The organism is Citrobacter sp. XT1-2-2 (genome assembly GCF_023516235.1).
In the GTDB taxonomy this organism is placed as follows: Bacteria; Pseudomonadota; Gammaproteobacteria; order Enterobacterales; family Enterobacteriaceae; genus Citrobacter; species Citrobacter werkmanii.
The window spans coordinates 643904-664481 of the sequence record NZ_CP097324.1 but is presented as its reverse complement, the minus strand read 5'-3'; the positions used below and the strand labels follow the sequence as shown (position 1 = coordinate 664481).

Sequence of the window (20578 nt, the reverse complement as noted above, 5' to 3'; positions counted from 1 at the left end):
AGGCAGAACCCGTGTCCGGCGTTGCGCCTGCTGTGGTTAAGATTAATGCAGCACCGTGACCGCATCTTCCAGACGACCCGCGCGATGTTTCACCATCGCGGAAATCTGGGCGCTCTCTTCAACCAGTTCAGCGTTTTTCTGCGTAATGCTGCTCAGTTCATTCACCGCACGAGTCAGGCTGGAAAGACCATCGGACTGTTCCAGCGTTGAGTGGCTGATTTGCGCGATCAGTTGAGTGACGTTTTGCACCTGCGCCACAATATCGTCCATCGTACGCCCCGCGGCGTGCACCTGATCGGAGCCGGACTGTACCTTATCGGCGCTGGCATCAATCAGCTTGCGGATATCATTGGCCGCGCTGGCGCTACGACTGGCAAGATGACGCACTTCTCCCGCCACTACGGCGAAACCTTTGCCCTGCTCGCCCGCCCTCGCGGCTTCTACGGCGGCGTTCAAGGCCAGAATATTGGTCTGGAAAGCAATATCGTTTATCAGCGTGGTAATGGTGCCGATCCGCTGAGTGCTGTTGGCAATATCATCCATGGTTTTGATGACGATATCCATCGCCTCGCCGCCGTGTGTTGCCGCGCTGCTGGCAGCAATCGAGAGTTTATCGGCTGCGGCGGCGGTCTCAGAGTTTTGTTTCACCGACGCCGCCATCTGATTCATGGTGGTCACCGTTTCCTGCACATTCTCCACGGTCTGCTGCGTATGCTTGTTCAAATCATCACTGCCTTTTGCCAGCGTTTCGCTGTCGCTGCGCACACAACTCACCTGGCTGGAGACATCATGGATGAGCCAACGGCACATTAACCCCAGTTGCCCCACCGCTCGCAGCATCAAACCCAATTCATCACTGCGGTTAAGATGCGATACGCTGTTGCGCTCACCGGTCGCCACTTTCAACGCCTGGCGAGCAACATTCTCGATGGGACGCACAATTTGCCATTCGAAAATAGCCGTCCCCAGCAGCATTACCAACGCACTCATCAACAGTAACGGCCATTCGGCGCCCGTTTGCTGCAATGCGGTCGCCAGTACGGCAAACATCAATGCCATCACGCTGCGTACCCGCCAGCGAATAGGCAGTGCCGGGAGTTTACCCAGCCAGCCTTTGCGTACCACCAACCCTTTATGAATACGTCGGTTGCAACGTCCTTCATTCAGCGCCTTATATAAAGGCTCTACTGCCGCAATTTCTTCGTCAGTTGCCCGGGTGCGAATCGACATGTACCCGGTCACTCGCCCCTCCCGCACCATCGGCACCGCGTTGGCCCTCACCCAGTAGTGATCGCCATTCTTACGCCGATTTTTCACAATGCCGCTCCATGGTTCACCCTGCTTAAGGGTGTACCACATATCCGCAAACGCCGCTTTTGGCATGTCCGGATGACGAACCAGGTTGTGCGGCTTATCGAGCAATTCATTCAGTTGATAGCCGCTGACCTGGACAAAGGTATCGTTCGCATGAGTGATATAGCTTTGTAAGTCGGTGGTGGACATGAGGGTGATATCATCATCCAGCGGTGTATTTTGCTGACTAACGTAGGGATGAGAAGACATGGTTGCGTCCTGTGCAGGTTATCTGGTTGTTAACTCTTTCGGCTTATGTTATTTCGGCGATAATCTTTTTATCTTTAGTTGTTAAATTTGATTTAGATCGCAATTTGCGATTAAACCTCAAAATCTGTACGCATTCTAATTCGTTGATTTAAAATACTTTCATTAAGTAACTATTCAATTGCACGTCTTCCCCCGCACCGTGACAGTGCAAACATTGCCCATTTTTAGCGCAAATACGCGTTAATTCGATCTGTTTTCAGGTGCCAAATCTGGGCAAAATGCCAGCAAATGTTAAATACTGGCATTAAATGTTGCGCAAATAAGATGTTTCCTGCTGTTTATCCCGATTTTTGCTAAGCGCGCCGGAATGGCGCAATCCCTGCAATACTTAAATCAGTATCATGTGATACGCCAGCTCCGGGAGCATATTTTGAACAGGTTACCTTCCAGCGCATCGGCCCTGGCCTGCAGCGCACACGCACTGAATCTCATCGAAAAGCGCACGCTTGATCATGAGGAAATGAAATCATTAAACCGAGAGGTGATTGAGTACTTTAAGGAGCATGTCAATCCGGGGTTCTTAGAGTATCGAAAATCTGTAACTGCAGGCGGGGATTACGGAGCCGTAGAGTGGCAAGCGGGAAGCCTGAATACGCTTGTCGACACCCAGGGACAGGAGTTTGTTGATTGCCTGGGTGGTTTTGGCATTTTCAACGTGGGGCACCGTAATCCAGTCGTGGTTTCCGCCGTACAGAATCAACTCGCGAAACAACCTCTGCACAGCCAGGAGTTACTTGACCCGTTGCGGGCCATGCTGGCAAAAACCCTCGCCGCACTGGCGCCCGGTAAGCTGAAATACAGTTTTTTCTGTAACAGCGGGACCGAGTCGGTTGAAGCCGCCCTGAAGCTGGCGAAAGCGTATCAATCGCCACGCGGTAAATTTACATTTATCGCCACCAGCGGCGCATTCCATGGTAAATCCCTGGGCGCGCTGTCCGCCACGGCGAAATCCACCTTCCGTAAACCCTTTATGCCGCTGCTGCCGGGCTTCCGTCATGTGCCGTTTGGCGATATTAACGCGATGCGTACCATGCTCAGCGAATGTAAAAAGACCGGTGACGACGTCGCAGCCGTGATCCTTGAGCCTATTCAGGGCGAAGGGGGCGTGATCCTGCCGCCGCAAGGGTATTTGACCGCCGTGCGTAAACTTTGCGATGAGTTTGGCGCGCTGATGATCCTTGACGAAGTGCAGACCGGCATGGGGCGTACCGGCAAAATGTTCGCCTGCGAGCACGAAAACGTGCAGCCCGACATTATGTGTCTGGCCAAAGCGTTGGGCGGCGGCGTGATGCCGATTGGCGCAACCATTGCCACCGAAGAGGTGTTCTCCGTCCTGTTCGATAATCCTTTCCTGCATACCACTACGTTTGGCGGCAACCCGCTCGCGTGTGCGGCGGCGCTGGCCACCATTAACGTCCTGCTGGAGCAAAATTTACCGGCTCAGGCAGAGCAGAAAGGCGATATGTTGCTGGATGGTTTCCGCCAGCTTGCGCGGGAATACCCGGATCTGGTGCACGATGTACGCGGCAAAGGCATGTTGATGGCGATTGAGTTTGTCGATAATGAAATCGGCTATAACTTTGCCAGTGAGATGTTCCGCCAGCGGGTGCTGGTCGCCGGGACCCTGAACAATGCCAAGACGATCCGCATCGAACCGCCGCTAACGTTAACGATCGAGCAATGCGATCTGGTGTTGCGATCAACACGCAAAGCTCTGGCAGCATTACGGGTGAGCGTGGAGCAGATGTAATACCTGTCGGATGGCGCTGCGCGTGTCCGGCCTACGAAAGTTTGTCCTTTGTAGGCTCAGGCGTAGCCGCCATCCGGCAGAATCGTTCTCTGGCCCCATTCCTTTTTTGAATCCCATCACAATCACGGCATTCCTCTTTTCCCTTTTACGCTGCGACGGCTAAATTATTAACTCATCCGACCACATAACAATAATTTTACATACTGGACACCTTTATGAGCTATCCGTCGCTGTTCGCCCCGCTCGATTTAGGCTTCACCACGCTTAAAAACCGCGTGCTGATGGGTTCAATGCACACCGGGCTGGAAGAGTATCCCGATGGTGCCCAACGGCTGGCCGCGTTCTATGCCGAACGCGCGCGTCACGGCGTGGCTCTGATTGTGACCGGAGGCATTGCGCCAGCGTTATCCGGCGTGGGTATGGAAGGCGGCGCGGTGCTCAACGATACCAGCCAGCTCGCGCATCATCGTGTGATTACCGATGCCGTGCATGACGAAGGCGGCAAAATCGCACTGCAAATCCTGCATACCGGGCGTTACAGCTATCAGCCGCATCTGGTGGCGCCTTCCGCCATTCAGGCCCCCATCAACCGCTTTACGCCGCATGAACTGACGCACGATGAAGTTCTGCAGCTGATTGAGGATTTTGCCCACTGCGCGCAGCTGGCGCGAGAAGCGGGCTACGATGGCGTGGAAGTGATGGGCTCGGAAGGGTATCTCATCAACGAATTCCTGACCTTGCGCACCAATCAGCGCGACGACGAATGGGGCGGTGAGTATGCCAACCGCATGCGTTTTGCCGTCGAGGTGGTGCGGGCAGTACGTCAGCGTGCCGGCAATGACTTTATTATTATCTTCCGCCTGTCGATGCTCGATCTGGTAGAAAACGGCGGCACCTTCGAGGAAACAGTCCAGTTGGCGCAGGCTGTAGAAGCCGCAGGCGCAACTATTATCAACACCGGTATTGGCTGGCACGAGGCGCGTATTCCCACCATCGCCACCCCGGTGCCGCGTGGCGCATTTAGCTGGGTGACGCGCAAGCTGAAAGGTCATGTGACGATCCCCCTGGTCACCACCAACCGCATTAACGATCCTAAAGTCGCCGATGACATTCTGGCCCGCGGCGATGCCGATATGGTGTCGATGGCCCGTCCGTTCCTCGCCGATGCAGAACTGCTGTCAAAAGCGCAAAGCGGACGGTCGGATGAGATCAATACCTGTATCGGTTGCAACCAGGCCTGCCTGGATCAGATCTTCGTCGGCAAAGTCACCTCTTGTCTGGTGAATCCACGCGCCTGCCATGAAACCAAAATGCCGATCGTTACAGCCACTGTGCCGAAAAATCTGGCGGTTGTCGGCGCGGGTCCTGCTGGCCTCGCCTTTGCCATTAATGCCGCCGCGCGCGGGCATCACGTAACGCTGTTTGACGCCCATAGCGAGATTGGCGGACAGTTTAATATCGCCAAACAGATCCCCGGCAAAGAAGAATTCTATGAAACCCTGCGCTACTACCGTCGGATGATCGACGTGACGGGCGTGACGCTAAGGCTGAACCACGTTGTCACCGCGCGCGCTCTGGAAACTTTTGACGAGGCGATCCTCGCCAGCGGGATCGAACCGCGGATGCCGCCGATCGAGGGGATCGATCATCCGAAAGTGTTGAGCTATCTTGACGTCCTGCGCGATAAAGCGCCGGTGGGTAAACGCGTCGCCATCATTGGTTGCGGCGGGATCGGTTTTGATACTGCCATGTATCTGAGCCAACCCGGCGATCCCACCAGCCAGAACATCGCGGAGTTCTGTGTGGAATGGGGGATCGACACCAGCCTGCAACAGCCTGGCGGATTACGCCCGGAAGGTCCGCACTTATCCCGCAGTCCGCGTCAGATAGTGATGTTGCAGCGCAAGGCCAGCAAACCGGGGCAAGGTTTAGGTAAAACGACGGGCTGGATCCATCGCGCCACCCTGCTCTCACGCGGCGTGAAAATGATCCCGGCGGTCAGTTACCAGAAAATTGATGATGATGGATTACACGTCGTATTGAACGGCGAACCGGTAATCTTTAACGTGGATAACGTGGTGATTTGCGCCGGACAAGAGCCACGCCGTGAGCTGGTCGATCCTCTCCACGCGGCAGGTAAAACGGTGCATCTGATCGGCGGCTGCGATGTGGCGTTGGAACTGGATGCCCGCCGCGCTATCGCGCAAGGCACGAGGCTGGCACTGGAAATTTAACGGCATGTCTTTCGTGTGCCGGATAAGGCGCTCACGCCTCCATCCGGCACACGCGATTACCGACGACGACCTAATTTCACCGATTTGAGAATCACAAACTTATTATTGGTGGCGATGGTCTCGCAGTTGCCGAAAATCTTCTTCAGCTTGTGGAAGTAGTCGAGGTGACGGTTCGCCACGATATACAGCTCGCCGTTGATTTTCAGGCAGCGACGGGCGTGATGGAACATCTCCCAGGCGATATTGTCGGTCAGCGCGTGCTTCTGATGGAACGGCGGGTTGCACAGCACAGCATTAAAGCGGAACGGCTCAACCCCGGACAGCGCGTTGTTAATCATAAACTCGCAGCGATCCAGCGCCTCAGGCATATTGCTTTCGACGTTCAGACGACTTGACGCCACCGCCATCGGCGATTCATCCACAAACACCACGCTGGCTTGTGGGTTTTTCTCCAGCAATGTCAGGCCAATCACGCCATTCCCACAGCCGAGATCGACAATCTCCCCTTCAAGATTTGCAGGCAGGTGCTCAATAAAGAAGCGCGCGCCGATATCCAGTCCTGTACGAGAGAAAACGTTGGCGTGGTTATGGATAGTCCAGTCGGTACCTTCCAGCTTCCAGCTTAGCGTTTGCGAAGCAGCGGCAAGTTCAGGTTTGCTGAACGTACAGTTGATCAGACGGGCTTTTTTCCACGCCAGCGTCGTGGTGGTTGGACCCAACACCTTTTCAAACAGCTCCAGCGTCGAGGTATGAATGTCGCGTGCTTTCGCTCCGGCAATAATCCGCGTTTGCGGCGTCACCACTTCACGCAGCGCGCGCAGCTGTTGCTCCAGCAGCGCCATGGTTTTAGGAATTTTAATCAGCACCACGCCCGGCGCCTGCGGATAGTCAGCGGTGCTGTCGAGAAATTTGACGCTCGATTCGGCGATGTCGTTGTGACGCAGGTTCTCGCGAGTGGCAAGTTCGCTGAGGTAGGAGTCGCCAATGCTGTACGGTGTATGTTCCGCCAGCGCACAGCCCAGCGCGCCGAAGGTATCATTCAGGATCAGCACCGGGCCGCTAATCTCGGTATCGTCCAGCTGTTGCAGCAGATATTCATCCGCCGCTTCCCACGCCAGCAGCGGGTTAACGTCATCCGTTTCCGGGAAACGTTTAAGTGACAGCGAACGGAAACCGTTGTCTATGTGGCTCATCGGCCCTCCTGAATGGTAAAATTTCGGCGTATCCCTGAAAAGGGTGCGTGAGTATACACTTTTTATACTTTATATGGGGCAATAATGAGTCAGTTGACCTATCTGCAGGGCTACCCGGAGAACCTACTTGATCAGGTACGCACATTAATTGCCGAGCAACGTCTGGGATCGGTATTAGATAAGCGCTATCCCGGCACGCATGATTTCGCGACCGACAAAGCGCTCTGGCAATATACGCAAGATCTGAAAAATCAGTTCCTGCGTAACGCCCCGCCGCTGAATAAGGTGATGTACGACAGCAAGATCCATGTTCTGAAGAATGCGCTGGGACTGCATACCGCCGTTTCTCGCGTGCAGGGAGGCAAGCTAAAAGCCAAAGCGGAGATCCGCGTGGCGACCGTTTTTCGCAATGCCCCGGAACCCTTCCTGCGAATGATCGTGGTCCATGAACTGGCGCATCTGAAAGAAAAAGAGCATAACAAAGCGTTTTACCAACTGTGCTGTCATATGGAACCTCAGTACCATCAACTGGAGTTCGATACCCGCCTGTGGTTAACGCAACAATCGTTAAAGCAAAGTGCGTAGTCGCGCACTGGCTTTGTCTTCAGGGCATGCTAAATTGACGAAAGGATCCCTTTTAGCAGCCTGAAGGCCTTTATGATACGTTTCGCAGTAATTGGCACAAACTGGATCACTCGCCAGTTTGTCGATGCCGCCCATGAAACCGGCAAGTATAAGTTAACCGCGGTTTATTCCCGCAGTCTTGAGCAGGCACAGACCTTCGCCAACGATTATCTCGTCGAGCACCTGTTTACCTCGCTGGAAGCGATGGCCAGCAGTGATGCGATTGACGCCGTCTACATCGCCAGCCCAAACTCCCTGCACTTCCCGCAGACAGCGCTATTTTTGCAGCACAAAAAGCATGTCATTTGCGAAAAGCCGCTGGCCTCAAATCTGGCGCAAGCTGAAGCCGCTATCGCCTGCGCGCGCGAAAATCAGGTGGTGCTGTTTGAAGCATTTAAGACCGCCAGCCTGCCTAACTTCCTGCTGCTGCAGCAAGCGTTACCCAAAGTGGGCAGAATCAGGAAAGCGTTTATCAATTACTGCCAGTACTCCTCGCGTTACCAGCGTTATCTGGACGGTGAAAATCCAAATACGTTTAATCCGGCGTTCTCTAACGGTTCGATTATGGATATCGGCTTTTACTGCCTGGCCTCAGCGGTTGCGCTGTGGGGCGAACCACAGAGCGTGCAGGCCAGCGCCAGCCTGCTGGAAAGTGGTGTGGATGCCCACGGCGTGGTCGTACTGAATTACGGTGATTTCAGCGTCACACTCCAGCACTCCAAAGTCAGCGACTCGGTATTAGCCAGTGAAATTCAGGGCGAGTCGGGTTCGCTGGTCATTGAGCATATCTCTGAATGTCAGAAAGTATGCTTCGTGGCGCGTGGTGGCAAAACGCAGGATCTGACGGTGCCTCAGCATATCAATACGATGCTGTATGAGGCAGAGACATTTGCTCATCTGGTTGAATCTGGCGAAGTGGATCATCCGGCACTAAGCGTCAGCCGGATCACCGCCAAACTGCAAACGGAAATTCGCCGTCAGACCGGCGTGATTTTCCCCGCAGACGAAACGGTGACGTCGCTGACTGCGTAAAGGTATGTAAAACGAATGTTGCAGGCCATTGACTGCATCCATGGCCTGTAATATTTTGTAACCCGCAAAGGGGAGTAACTTCGTTGTCGGTTGATCGTCATTACGATGTGTGCAAAACCACATCCGGTCACCGGGCAACAACAAAGGAATACGCTAGCGTATTCCTTTGTTGTTGTAAGTGAGACCTTGCCGAATGGCAAGGTCTATGCATAAAAAGCAGCGGCTAACGTCATTCGGCGTTGGCCGTTTTTTTATGCATGGGGGAATTATGAATACTGTCGGCACACCGTTGTTGTGGGGCGGCTTCGCTGTTGTGGTGGTGATTATGTTGGCCATCGACCTGCTGCTGCAGGGTCGCCGTGGCGCACATACTATGTCGATGAAGCAGGCGGCAGCCTGGTCTATCGTCTGGGTCACGCTGTCGTTACTGTTTAACGCCGCATTCTGGTGGTACCTGGCCCAAACGCAGGGCCGCGCCGTTGCCGACCCACAGGCGCTGGCGTTCCTAACCGGCTATCTGATCGAGAAATCACTGGCGGTAGATAACGTCTTTGTCTGGTTGATGCTGTTCAGCTACTTCTCGGTACCGCCTGCGTTACAGCGTCGGGTACTGGTGTACGGCGTACTGGGCGCGATTGTGCTGCGTACGATTATGATCTTCGCAGGTAGCTGGCTTATCGCCCAGTTCGAATGGCTGCTGTACGTCTTTGGCGCGTTCCTGCTGTTTACCGGCGTGAAGATGGCGCTGGCGAAAGAAGACGCTTCCGGTATCGGCGACAGACCGTTAGTCCGCTGGCTGCGGAGTCATTTACGCATGACCGATACCATCGAAGACGAAAAATTCTTCGTGCGTAAAAACGGACTGCTGTTCGTCACGCCGCTGATGCTGGTGTTGATTCTGGTTGAGCTGAGTGATGTCATTTTTGCCGTCGACAGTATTCCGGCAATCTTCGCCGTCACAACCGACCCGTTCATCGTGTTGACCTCGAACCTGTTTGCTATTTTGGGTCTGCGTGCGATGTACTTCCTGCTGGCTGGCGTGGCGGAGCGTTTCTCCATGCTGAAATACGGCTTGTCGGTCATTCTGGTGTTTATCGGTATTAAGATGCTAATCGTCGATTTCTACCATATCCCGATCGCTATCTCGTTAGGCGTGGTGTTCGGTATTCTGTTCGTTACGCTGGTCGTGAATGCGTGGGTTAATCACCAGCACGATAAAAAGCAGCAAATACAGTAACTTTCATTCGCTAGCTGAAAAGCCCGACAACACACTGCGTGCGTCGGGCTTTTTGTTTATCATGTCAAAATAATGTTAATTTAAAGTTATAAAACATGATCTGAACGCAAAAATCAGGAGATTTCGCTTTCCGGGACTTCATCTTTCCTTATACTCAACCAGGCAAACACTTTGTTACATCCAGAAAGATGCGTCATCAGAATGCACACTGGATGAGCAACAACACAATGAAAGGATTACTACATGACTACGCAACGTTCATCGGGGCTGCTCTCGCGTTTGGCGCAAGGGAGCCTGGTTAAACAAATTTTGATCGGTTTAGTACTGGGGATATTGCTGGCGCTGGTGTCAAAACCTGCTGCAGAAGCCGTCGGGCTGTTGGGTACGCTGTTTGTTGGCGCATTAAAAGCCGTGGCACCTATTCTGGTCCTGATGCTGGTTATGGCGTCCATCGCTAACCACCAGCACGGACAAAAAACCAATATCCGTCCAATCCTGTTCCTTTACCTGCTGGGAACATTTTCCGCAGCATTAGCGGCGGTTGTCTTCAGCTTCGCCTTCCCGTCCACACTGCATCTTTCCAGCAGCGCCAGCGACATCGTACCGCCATCCGGCATTGTCGAAGTCATGCGTAGCCTGCTGATGAGCATGGTTTCTAACCCGATTGATGCTCTGCTTAACGCCAACTATATCGGCATTCTGGTATGGGCCGTCGGCCTGGGTTTTGCGCTGCGTCATGGGAATGAAACGACCAAGAATCTGGTCAATGATATGTCCAACGCCGTCACCTTTATGGTGAAGCTGGTGATTCGTTTCGCGCCGATCGGTATTTTCGGTCTGGTCTCCTCTACGCTGGCAACGACCGGTTTTGCCACCCTTTGGGGCTACGCTCAACTGCTAGCCGTGCTGGTAGGCTGTATGCTGCTGGTCGCGCTGGTGGTTAACCCGCTGCTGGTATTCTGGAAAATTCGCCGTAACCCGTATCCGCTGGTGCTGGCCTGTCTGCGTGAAAGCGGCGTGTATGCCTTCTTTACCCGCAGCTCCGCGGCAAACATTCCGGTGAATATGGCGCTGTGTGAGAAGTTGAATCTGGATCGTGATACCTACTCAGTGTCTATTCCGCTGGGGGCCACCATTAATATGGCGGGTGCGGCGATCACCATTACCGTGCTGACGCTGGCGGCGGTGAATACGCTGGGTATTCCGGTCGATTTACCGACAGCGCTGTTACTCAGCGTGGTGGCTTCGCTGTGTGCCTGTGGCGCATCGGGCGTGGCGGGTGGTTCGCTGCTGTTAATCCCGCTGGCGTGCAACATGTTCGGGATTCCGAATGACATCGCCATGCAGGTGGTTGCCGTTGGCTTTATCATCGGGGTGCTGCAGGACTCCTGTGAAACGGCCTTGAACTCTTCTACAGATGTTCTGTTTACCGCTGCAGCCTGTCAGGCAGAAGACGAACGTCTGGCAAACAACGCCCTGCGCGGCTAATCTCTGCTCCGCTCCGTCATCGGGCGGAGGGGTTCTTAGCTTGTACGCTTTTTTCAATTTTGAACGGATCAATTCCGCGTTTTTGCATCCGCCGGAAGCGAATAATGTTCAGGCCGTTCATCACCAGAAAACTCCCTTCGATCATCGTCCCGCCAATCGATCCCAGCCAGAAATTATGGATAACCCAACAGGCGGTTGCGCACCACATAACGCAACGCACGGTTAACCCCTGGCAGCGAAACAACGCCCAGGTGCTGGCCAGCGTGCCGATTATCGGCAACAGCTCCATCGCATGCTGTAATTTCGCAAGTCCGAGAACCAGGGTGAGGATAATAAAAACGGTCATTACCCACAGTTTGCGGGTATGCATCGAGACGAGTGTGCGGATAGTATTAAGCTCGGCACTCATTCCTGCAGGCCAGGCACCCATCAGGAAAAAATGCACACCAATGGTGGCACTATAGACAGCGAGTTGCAGCCGGAACCGACGCTCATCACGATTGAAAAAGGTGGTAATGCCGATTAGAAAGGCGATGACACCTACGCCCTGAGCCAGCCAATACGCGGTCATGCAAGCAACCCCAACTCCATTTCGTAGGCCGGATAAGGCATGTTCGCCGCCATCCGGCCACGGTTTGAGCCTGATGGCACTGCGCTTATCAGGCCCACATCTTTACAATCAAAGGGTTACGCCGCTTTTAAAGATAGCCAGTTCTCTAAAATCGTTTCGCTCGTTGCAGGTTTGCTTACCGTTAGCGATATCGACGATGGTATCGACAAATTCTTCCAGTAACTGTGGCATCGCTTTGCCGTGGATCAGTTGTCCGGCGTCAAAATCGATCCAGTGCTTTTTCTTCGCTGCCAGCTCGCTGTTGGTAGCAATTTTCACCGTCGGCACAAATCCACCATACGGCGTACCGCGACCGGTACTGAACAACACCATATGACAGCCCGCGCCCGCCAGTGCACTGGTGGCGACTGCGTCGTTACCCGGTGCGCTTAGCAGGTTCAGGCCGTGCGTTTTCAGACGTTCGCCATAGCGCAATACGTCCACCACCTGGCTGGAACCCGCTTTCTGGGTACAGCCCAGCGATTTATCTTCCAGGGTGGTAATACCGCCCGCTTTGTTACCCGGCGATGGGTTCTCGTAGATCGGCTGGTCGTGAGCAATGAAGTACTGTTTGAAGTCATTCACCATAGTGACCAGCTTGCCGAACGTTTCTTCGTCACGGCAGTGGTCCATCAGCAGTTGCTCGGCGCCGAACATTTCCGGTACTTCGGTCAGCACGGTGGTGCCGCCGTTGGCAATCACGTAGTCGGAGAAACGGCCCAACATCGGGTTGGCGGTAATGCCGGACAGGCCGTCAGAGCCGCCGCATTCCAGACCAAACTTCAACTCGCCCAGCTTACCAGGTTCACGCTTATCGTTACGCATCACGTTGTACAACTGGTGAAGATGTTCGATCCCCGCTTCCACTTCGTCTTCCTGGTGTTGACAGACCATAAAGTGAACGCGATCGGGATCATACTCGCCTAAGGTTTCGCGAAAAGCGTCAACCTGGTTGTTTTCACAGCCGAGGCCGACCACCAGCACTGCGCCCGCGTTCGGGTGGCGCACCATGTTTTGCAGCATGGTGCGGGTGTTGATATGGTCGTCTCCCAGTTGTGAGCAGCCGTAGGTGTGGCTGAAGAGATGCACGCCGTCGATACCTTCGGCGTCGTTGGTCTCTTTCAGGAAGCGATTCTGCATCTGACGGGCCATGGCGTTGACGCAGCCTACTGTCGGCAGGATCCACAATTCGTTACGCACGCCAACATCGCCGTTGGCACGACGGTAGATCTGTACATCACGATCCGCTGGTTGCGCTTCAGGTTCCTGAAAGTCGGGTTGATAGCTATATTCATCCAGATCGCTCAGATTGGTACGCGTGTTATGAGCATGAATATGCTCGCCCGCCGCGATATCAACCAAAGCATGGCCGATCGGCAGGCCATATTTCATGACGTTCTCACCCTGTGCGATCTCGCAGAGTGCGAATTTATGTCCACGAGAGACCGCCTGGCGCAGGGTTACCGCCTGCCCGTCAACGGTCACGTCGGTTCCTTCAGCCAAATCAGCGAGCGCTACCGCAACGTTATCCAGCGTATGGATCTTGATGTATTGCATATCAACCCCGGACCTTAGTTCAGTTCAATGGCGAAATAATCGCGCGCATTGTTGAAGCAAATGTTTTTCACCATTTCACCCAGCAGTTGGATGTCGGCTGGGGCTTCGCCCGCAGTAACCCAACGACCGATCATCTGGCACAGAATACGACGGAAGTATTCGTGACGGGTGTAAGACAGGAAGCTACGGCTGTCGGTCAGCATGCCGACGAAGCGGCTCAGCAGGCCCAGTTGCGCCAGCTGTGTCATCTGACGTTCCATCCCGTCTTTCTGATCGTTGAACCACCAGCCGGAACCGAACTGCATTTTGCCCGGCATGCCTTCGCCCTGGAAGTTACCGATCATGGTGCCCAGCACTTCGTTATCACGCGGGTTCAGGCAGTACAGAATGGTTTTCGGCAGCAGGTTCTGTTCGTTCTGCTTACTCAGCAGTTTGGACAGTTCTTCCGCCATCGGACGGTCATTGATGGAGTCGAAGCCGACGTCCGCGCCCAGCAGTTTGAACTGACGCAGGTTGTTATTACGCAGCGCGCCGATGTGGTACTGCTGTACCCATTCGCGACGTGCGTATTCTGCACCGAGGAACACCAGCACAGCGGTTTTGAACTGGGCGACTTCATGCTCGCTCAGGGTTTCACCGGCCAGACGACGAGCCAGGATGCTATCCAGCTCCGCTTCGTTAGATTCCGCGAAAAGGACAACGTCCAGCGCGTGGTCAGACACTTTACAGCCGTGAGCGGCGAAGTGGTCCAGACGTTTGGTCAGCGCGGTCTGCAGGTCAGCGAAACGACGGATATCGGTGTCAGAGACTTCACCGAGCTTGGCCATGTAATCGTTAAAGGTCGCCAGTTCGATGTTGAAGGCTTTATCCGGCCGCCAGCTCGGCAGCACTTTCACATCAAAACTTCCGTCTTTGGCAACGGCGGCGTGATGCTCCAGAGAATCGATCGGGTCATCGGTGGTGCCGACCATTTTCACGTTCATCTGCTGCATGATGCCACGCGCGGAGAATTGATCCTGCGCCAGCAGTTCGTTGCACTGGTTCCAAATTTCGTCAGCCGTTGCCGGAGACAGCAGCTTACCTGTAATACCAAACGGGCGACGTAACTCGAGGTGGGTCCAGTGGTACAGCGGGTTACCGATAGTGTGCGGAACCGTAGCGGCCCAGGCATCAAACTTCTCACGATCGGAGGCATCGCCGGTACACAGGCGCTCAGCGACGCCGTTGGTACGCATCGCACGCCACTTATAGTGGTCACCCTTCAGCCAGATGTCATACAGGTTATTAAAACGGTAGTTTTCAGCGATTTGTTGCGGTGGTAAATGGCAGTGGTAATCGAAGATCGGCTGGTCTTTGGCGTAATCATGATACAGACGGCGGGCAAATTCGGTATCCAGCAGGAAATCTTCAGTCATAAACGGAGTCATTATCGTCTTCCTCTCAACGAGTGCGTCAGATTGCTTATGTTTTGATGTTGACAAAGTTATCACACCAATTTCCACACCCCGAAGATATTTTCGTGAGTTAGATCAACAAATGATGACAAAAAAATTACTCTCAAAGAGGTAAATCATGCCTCAGGCCGCGCCAGTACTGGCTTTGCTGAATCGAAATAATGACCACACGAAGATTCACACTTTTGTGATGGCACTCACCTTTTAAAGTTGTATGACAAGTTATCTTTTGGCCGTCGCGATACATAAGCCGACGGAATGCAAATTACCGATGTATCAACATCGGATTGACCGGTACGGAAACCGAATTAGCACAACTATTGACATGGCAACGTTCGGGGAGTACCGGCTTTTTTTTCGGTTCCCCCTCGTAAAAGAACATCCTCCGCCCTGAACTGGAAGATGACCGCTCGTTGGCGGACATAACAAAACGATGAGGTTTTACATGCGTAAAATTAAAGGGTTACGTTGGTACATGATCGCACTGGTGACGCTTGGCACCGTGTTGGGTTACCTCACACGTAACACTGTGGCGGCAGCTGCGCCGACTCTGATGGAAGAGTTACACATCTCCACTCAACAGTATTCCTATATCATCGCAGCGTATTCTGCTGCTTACACCGTAATGCAACCCGTGGCAGGTTACGTGCTTGATGTACTCGGCACAAAAATCGGTTACGCGATGTTCGCCGTTCTGTGGGCCGTCTTCTGTGGCGCGACCGCACTGGCTGGCAGTTGGGGCGGACTGGCGCTGGCGCGAGGCGCGGTAGGTGCAGCTGAAGCCGCAATGATCCCGGCTGGCCTGAAAGCCAGTTCAGAATGGTTTCCGGCAAAAGAACGTTCCATCGCCGTGGGTTATTTCAACGTTGGTTCTTCTATCGGCGCGATGATTGCACCGCCGTTGGTGGTCTGGGCTATCGTCATGCACAGTTGGCAGATGGCATTCATTATTTCCGGCGCCCTGAGCTTCATCTGGGCGATGTCCTGGCTGGTGTTCTACAAACATCCACGCGACCAGAAAAAACTGTCTGATGAAGAACGTGATTACATTCTGAACGGCCAGGAATCACAGCATAAAAACACGACCTCGAAGAAAATGTCGCTCGGCCAGATCCTGCGTAACCGCCAGTTCTGGGGCATCGCGCTGCCGCGTTTCCTGGCAGAACCGGCGTGGGGGACATTCAACGCCTGGATCCCGCTGTTCATGTTCAAAGTCTACGGCTTTAACCTGAAAGAAATCGCCATGTTTGCCTGGATGCCAATGCTGTTTGCTGACCTGGGCTGTATCGTTGGGGGTTACCTGCCACCGCTGTTCCAGCGTTGGTTCGGCGTGAACCTGATCGTGTCCCGTAAAATGGTGGTCACCATGGGCGCGCTGCTGATGATTGGCCCTGGCATGATTGGTCTGTTCACCAGCCCGTATATCGCTATCGCCCTGCTGTGCATCGGCGGCTTTGCTCACCAGGCGCTGTCCGGTGCGCTGATTACGCTCTCTTCTGACGTATTTGGTCGTAATGAAGTGGCAACCGCGAACGGTCTGACCGGTATGTCCGCCTGGCTTGCCAGTACGCTGTTTGCTCTGGTCGTTGGCGCGCTGGCCGACACCATCGGCTTTAGCCCGCTGTTCGCCGTGCTGGCGGTATTCGACCTGCTTGGCGCGTTGGTCATCTGGACGGTACTACAGAACAAATCAGCCAGCGAGATAGATTCAGGTCCACAGACGGGCGATCCCGCGACGCAAAGTTAACCAGATGCGATACAGCAAGGTTATTTAATGCTAAGCCGCCAGCTATCTGGCGGCTTTTTTGTCCTCGCGAGTGGAGGCGTAATCGCAAAAGTGGTATAACAAATATAGTCTGCCGTATCATGCCTGGAGCGCATATGGAAATCACTGAACCACGCCGTTTATACCAACAACTTGCCGCTGATCTTAAAGAACGCATTGAGCAGGGCGTCTATCTGGTGGGTGACAAACTTCCCGCCGAGCGCTTTATCGCCGATGAAAAAAATGTCAGCCGTACCGTGGTTCGTGAAGCGATTATCATGCTGGAAGTTGAGGGCTATGTTGAGGTGCGTAAAGGATCGGGGATCCACGTCATCTCTAACCAACCCAAACATTATGTTGCTCCCGACGAAGGTCTGGAATTCGCCAGTTACGGTCCTTTTGAGCTGCTTCAGGCTCGACAGCTCATTGAAAGCAACATTGCCGAGTTTGCCGCCACTCAGGTGACCAAACAGGACATCATGAAACTGATGGAAATTCAGGAGAAGTCGCGTAATGAAAAAAGCTTTCGTGACTCCGAATGGGATCTCCAGTTCCATGTGCAGGTCGCGCTGGCCACGCAGAACTCCGCCCTGGCCGCCATCGTGGAAAAAATGTGGACTCAGCGTATTCACAACCCTTACTGGAAAAAACTGCACGACCACATCGACTCGCGTACGGTAGATAACTGGTGCGACGACCATGATCAGATCCTGCGGGCGCTGATTCGCAAAGATCCCCATGCCGCTAAACTGGCGATGTGGCAGCATCTGGAGAACACGAAGCAGATGCTGTTTAACGAAACCAGCGATGATTTTGAGTTCAACGCGGACCGTTACCTTTTTACTGAAAATCCGGTCGTTCATCTCGATACGGCCGCTAACGGCGCAAAATAATCAATCTTATCGATACAGGCGTGACGAAGCGCCTGTACCTGATGCTTGGTAAGCATTAGGTATAAAATGTCAGCCTGTGTAAATCCTCTCGCCTCCCTCTAATGCGATAAGCAAAATCAGAGTTCAGCAACCGTAATTTCTATAACGGACAACGTTGACCTTTGTTACAATTAGATGCTATTTGAATTTTTGTGTTTAAGAGCTTGCTAACTTCACAACTTCACAGGGAACAGTTCAGGCCGTGAATTTGTATCAGACCGCGCACCTTGCAAAAAATATCAATAAAATCGCGGTGTTACAAAATCCAGAAAAACCGGCATGACGATAACCGATTCTCCAGGAATATTGAATGGAACTACTGACTCAATTACTGAATGCTTTATGGGCTCAGGATTTTGAAACTCTGGCCAATCCTTCCATGATTGGCATGCTCTATTTTGTACTATTTACCATTTTGTTTCTGGAAAATGGACTGCTGCCAGCAGCGTTTTTACCCGGCGACAGTTTGCTGGTACTGGTCGGCGTGCTTATTGCCAAAGGCGCAATGGGTTTTCCGCAAACGGTACTGCTACTCACCACCGCGGCCAGCCTCGGCTGTTGGCTTAGTTATATCCAGGGGCGATGGCTGGGAAACACCCGCACCGTGCAAAACTGGTTGTCGCATCTTCCTGCGCATTACCATCAGCGCGCGCATCATCTTTTTCATAAGCATGGCTTGTCTGCGCTGCTGGTTGGTCGCTTCATTGCGTTTGTCAGAACATTACTGCCGACCATCGCAGGGTTATCCGGCCTGAATAATGCGCGCTTTCAGTTCTTTAACTGGATGAGCGGATTGCTTTGGGTCCTGATCCTCACAACGCTTGGCTATCTGCTGGGCAAAACGCCGGTATTTCTTAAGTATGAAGATCAGCTCATGTCTTGCCTGATGCTGCTTCCTGTGGTGTTACTGGTGTTTGGTCTGGCGGGTTCACTGGTTGTGCTGTGGAAAAAGAAATACGGGAACCGAGGATAAATTATGCTGAAATCATGCATAACGCTCCGACGACTTGCCTGGGCCACCACCTTTATGCTGTTTATCGGGGCGCTGCTCCTGACCTGGTCGGTTATTCGCCAGCAGGAGTCAACGCTTGCCATTCGCGCCATAAACCAGGGAGCCAGCATGCCTGATGGCTTCTCTATCTGGCATCACCTGGATGCCAACGGCATCCGCTTTAAAAGTATTACCCCGCAAAATGACGCGCTGCTGATCACTTTTGATTCCAGCGCGCAGAGCGCAGCCGCCAAAGTGGTGCTGGACCGTACGTTGCCACATGGTTTCGTCATCGCTCAGCAGGATGATGATAATCAGGCGGTGCAGTGGTTATCCCGCTTACGTGATACCCCGCACCGTTTTGGTTAATCTCCAGGAATCTGAATTAGATCACTCACTTTGGTGATTTCACCGTTTAGCGCCTATGATTAATAAACTGGGATTATGGCCCAACGTTTTATTAATCTGGAGCATCGACCGCAAGCCACAACGTCGAATCACAATGGAAGGTTCAAGAATGAAATACCGCATCGCTTTGGCTATTAGCCTTTTCGCTCTCAGTGCCGGCAGTTACGCCACCACCCTCTGTCAGGAAAAAGAACAGGATATTCAGCGGGAGATTAGCTATGCCGAAAAGCACAACAATCAGAACCGCATCAATGGTCTGAACAAAGCACTTAGTGAGGTTCGGGCCAACTGTACTGACAGCAAACTGCGCGCCGACCATCAGAAAAAAATCGCAGAGCAGAAAGATGAGATAGCCGAGCGTCAAGATGATTTAGCCGAGGCGAAGCAAAAAGGTGATGCGGATAAAATTGCCAAACGCGAACGTAAGCTTGCCGAAGCTCAGAATGAGCTGAAAGAACTCGAATCACGCGATTACTAAGTACGGTAACTACCCACTCAACTGGAGAAAACTATGTCGAAAGATAATGCTACGGACAACCTGCGCGCTGAGCTGAAATCTCTTGCGGATACGCTTGAAGAAGTACTTAGCTCCTCTGGCGATAAGTCGAAGGAAGAGATGAGTAAAATTCGCAGCAAAGCCGAACACGCCCTGCGGGAGAGCCGTCATCGTCTGAGTGAAACCAGCGATGTGATTGCCAAACAGACCCGTGAAGCCGCGGCCAAAGCCGATAACTATGTACGCGAAAACCCATGGACTGGCGTCGGGATTGGCGCTGCAGTCGGTGTGGTGCTTGGTGTACTGCTGTCGCGCCGTTAACAATGGCTGACTCTCAACACGCACAAGGTCCAGGCAAAAGCGTACTGGGTATTGGACAGCGGATCCTGACGATTCTCGTTGAGATCGTAGAAACGCGGTTGCGGCTGGCCGTCGTGGAACTGGAAGAGGAAAAATCAAATCTCATCCAGATCCTGCTGATGCTTGGGCTGACCATGCTGTTCGCGGCGTTTGGGCTGATGAGCCTGATGGTGCTTATCATCTGGGCCATTGATCCGCAATATCGCCTGAACGCAATGATTGCCACCACCGTTGTGCTGTTGGTTATGGCGCTTATTGGCGGGATATGGACTCTGCGTAAAGCTCGCAAAACAACACTGCTACGCCATACGCGCCACGAACTCGCAAACGACAGGCAGGCCCTGGAGGATGATGCATAATGAGCAGTAAAGTCGAACGTCAACAACGTAAGGCGCAACTGCTTGGACAGATCCAGCAGCAACGGCTGGATCTGTCTGCTACTCGCCGCGACTGGCTGGAGGCCACCGAAGTCTACGATCGTGGTTGGAAAACACTGTTGAACCTACGTGGCTGGGTGTTAGTGGGTAGCAGTATCATGGCAGTTCGTACCATTCGTAACCCTAATCTGCTGGTACGCTGGGCTAAGCGCGGTTTTAGCGTCTGGAGTATCTGGCGTCTGGTTAAAGCGACCATCAGACAGCAACAACTGCGCGGCTAATCCCTCTCACTCCCCTAACCTCAAAATTTTTGAAAAAATTTGACAGTTTTCCTTGCTAACAATTGTCATTAAGCACGTTTATGATTCTCTCCATCGACAGCAACGACGCGCTCTGCAGCGTCGTTGCACACAAAACAAAATAAGCCGCCTGAGTGGTTTCCTGGAG

19 protein-coding genes are annotated in these 20578 nt (G+C 53.2%); 14 read left to right on the top strand and 5 right to left on the bottom strand.

All coding sequences use genetic code 11. From position 1 onward, the window contains the following. Positions 1-42 precede the first annotated feature (42 nt). Positions 43-1563 carry a PAS domain-containing methyl-accepting chemotaxis protein gene (locus M4I31_RS03240; RefSeq protein WP_085048682.1) on the bottom strand — a complete coding sequence of 507 codons (1521 nt, stop codon included), beginning with the start codon at positions 1561-1563 and terminating at the stop codon, positions 43-45. Positions 1564-1993: 430 nt separating this feature from the next. On the opposite strand from M4I31_RS03240, the gene ygjG reads away from it, so the two are divergent. Beyond that, positions 1994-3373 (top strand): putrescine aminotransferase, encoded by a 1380-nt coding sequence (ygjG, locus tag M4I31_RS03235; RefSeq protein ID WP_167371260.1) that lies wholly within the window; start codon positions 1994-1996, stop codon positions 3371-3373. A 215-nt stretch (positions 3374-3588) separates the two neighbouring features. After that, positions 3589-5607: an NADPH-dependent 2,4-dienoyl-CoA reductase gene (locus M4I31_RS03230; RefSeq protein ID WP_085048681.1), complete on the top strand. Its 2019-nt coding sequence runs from the start codon at positions 3589-3591 to the stop codon at positions 5605-5607. Between the two features lie 56 nt (positions 5608-5663). On the opposite strand, the gene rlmG is transcribed toward M4I31_RS03230, so the two are convergent. Further along, entirely contained in the window at positions 5664-6800 is a 1137-nt protein-coding gene (gene rlmG, locus M4I31_RS03225; protein ID WP_069324369.1) for a 23S rRNA (guanine(1835)-N(2))-methyltransferase RlmG, read from the bottom strand. An 84-nt stretch (positions 6801-6884) separates the two neighbouring features. Here rlmG and M4I31_RS03220 point away from each other — a divergent pair, with 84 nt between their 5' ends. The 4 genes from M4I31_RS03220 to sstT all read left to right on the top strand — a co-directional run bounded on the left by M4I31_RS03220 (position 6885) and on the right by sstT (position 11181). Next, on the top strand, positions 6885-7385 hold the full coding sequence (locus M4I31_RS03220; RefSeq protein ID WP_038634055.1) for a M48 family metallopeptidase: 501 nt from the start codon (positions 6885-6887) through the stop codon (positions 7383-7385). A 72-nt stretch (positions 7386-7457) separates the two neighbouring features. Continuing rightward, positions 7458-8456 (top strand): Gfo/Idh/MocA family protein, encoded by a 999-nt coding sequence (locus tag M4I31_RS03215; protein ID WP_085048680.1) that lies wholly within the window; start codon positions 7458-7460, stop codon positions 8454-8456. 268 nt (positions 8457-8724) lie between these two features. Beyond that, entirely contained in the window at positions 8725-9693 is a 969-nt protein-coding gene (locus M4I31_RS03210; RefSeq protein ID WP_038642882.1) for a TerC family protein, read from the top strand. Positions 9694-9936: 243 nt separating this feature from the next. Beyond that, positions 9937-11181: a serine/threonine transporter SstT gene (sstT, locus tag M4I31_RS03205; RefSeq protein WP_085048679.1), complete on the top strand. Its 1245-nt coding sequence runs from the start codon at positions 9937-9939 to the stop codon at positions 11179-11181. Between the two features lie 16 nt (positions 11182-11197). Here sstT and M4I31_RS03200 read toward each other — a convergent pair whose 3' ends face one another. The 3 genes from M4I31_RS03200 to uxaC form a co-directional block, all read right to left on the bottom strand. Then, complete coding sequence (locus M4I31_RS03200; RefSeq protein ID WP_069324372.1) at positions 11198-11752, bottom strand: YgjV family protein; 555 nt, start codon at positions 11750-11752, stop codon at positions 11198-11200. Positions 11753-11860: 108 nt separating this feature from the next. Further along, positions 11861-13348 (bottom strand): UxaA family hydrolase, encoded by a 1488-nt coding sequence (locus M4I31_RS03195; protein ID WP_069324373.1) that lies wholly within the window; start codon positions 13346-13348, stop codon positions 11861-11863. Between the two features lie 14 nt (positions 13349-13362). Further along, a complete protein-coding gene (gene uxaC, locus M4I31_RS03190; protein ID WP_085048678.1) occupies positions 13363-14775 on the bottom strand; it encodes a glucuronate isomerase in 1413 nt (470 codons plus the stop codon). Positions 14776-15247: 472 nt separating this feature from the next. Between uxaC and M4I31_RS03185 the strand changes: the two genes are divergently transcribed. The 8 genes from M4I31_RS03185 to M4I31_RS03150 all read left to right on the top strand — a co-directional run bounded on the left by M4I31_RS03185 (position 15248) and on the right by M4I31_RS03150 (position 20412). Further along, positions 15248-16549: an MFS transporter gene (locus M4I31_RS03185; protein ID WP_032940740.1), complete on the top strand. Its 1302-nt coding sequence runs from the start codon at positions 15248-15250 to the stop codon at positions 16547-16549. 134 nt (positions 16550-16683) lie between these two features. Then, complete coding sequence (gene exuR / locus M4I31_RS03180) at positions 16684-17460, top strand: transcriptional regulator ExuR (RefSeq protein ID WP_038634073.1); 777 nt, start codon at positions 16684-16686, stop codon at positions 17458-17460. Positions 17461-17809: 349 nt separating this feature from the next. Beyond that, the gene (gene yqjA / locus M4I31_RS03175) at positions 17810-18472 is read left to right on the top strand and encodes a DedA family general envelope maintenance protein YqjA (protein ID WP_003024820.1); all 663 of its coding nucleotides are present in this window, start codon (positions 17810-17812) and stop codon (positions 18470-18472) included. Between the two features lie 3 nt (positions 18473-18475). Beyond that, complete coding sequence (mzrA, locus tag M4I31_RS03170) at positions 18476-18859, top strand: EnvZ/OmpR regulon moderator MzrA (protein ID WP_085048677.1); 384 nt, start codon at positions 18476-18478, stop codon at positions 18857-18859. A 148-nt stretch (positions 18860-19007) separates the two neighbouring features. After that, positions 19008-19376, top strand: a complete 369-nt coding sequence (locus M4I31_RS03165; protein ID WP_038634079.1) for a DUF1090 domain-containing protein — start codon at positions 19008-19010, stop codon at positions 19374-19376. A gap of 33 nt (positions 19377-19409) precedes the next feature. After that, positions 19410-19715 carry a YqjD family protein gene (locus M4I31_RS03160; protein WP_006687949.1) on the top strand — a complete coding sequence of 102 codons (306 nt, stop codon included), beginning with the start codon at positions 19410-19412 and terminating at the stop codon, positions 19713-19715. A 2-nt stretch (positions 19716-19717) separates the two neighbouring features. Continuing rightward, complete coding sequence (locus M4I31_RS03155; protein ID WP_038634082.1) at positions 19718-20113, top strand: phage holin family protein; 396 nt, start codon at positions 19718-19720, stop codon at positions 20111-20113. After that, on the top strand, positions 20113-20412 hold the full coding sequence (locus tag M4I31_RS03150) for a YqjK-like family protein (protein ID WP_038634085.1): 300 nt from the start codon (positions 20113-20115) through the stop codon (positions 20410-20412). The genes M4I31_RS03155 and M4I31_RS03150 overlap by 1 nt, the downstream gene beginning before the upstream one ends. Positions 20413-20578 lie beyond the last annotated feature (166 nt).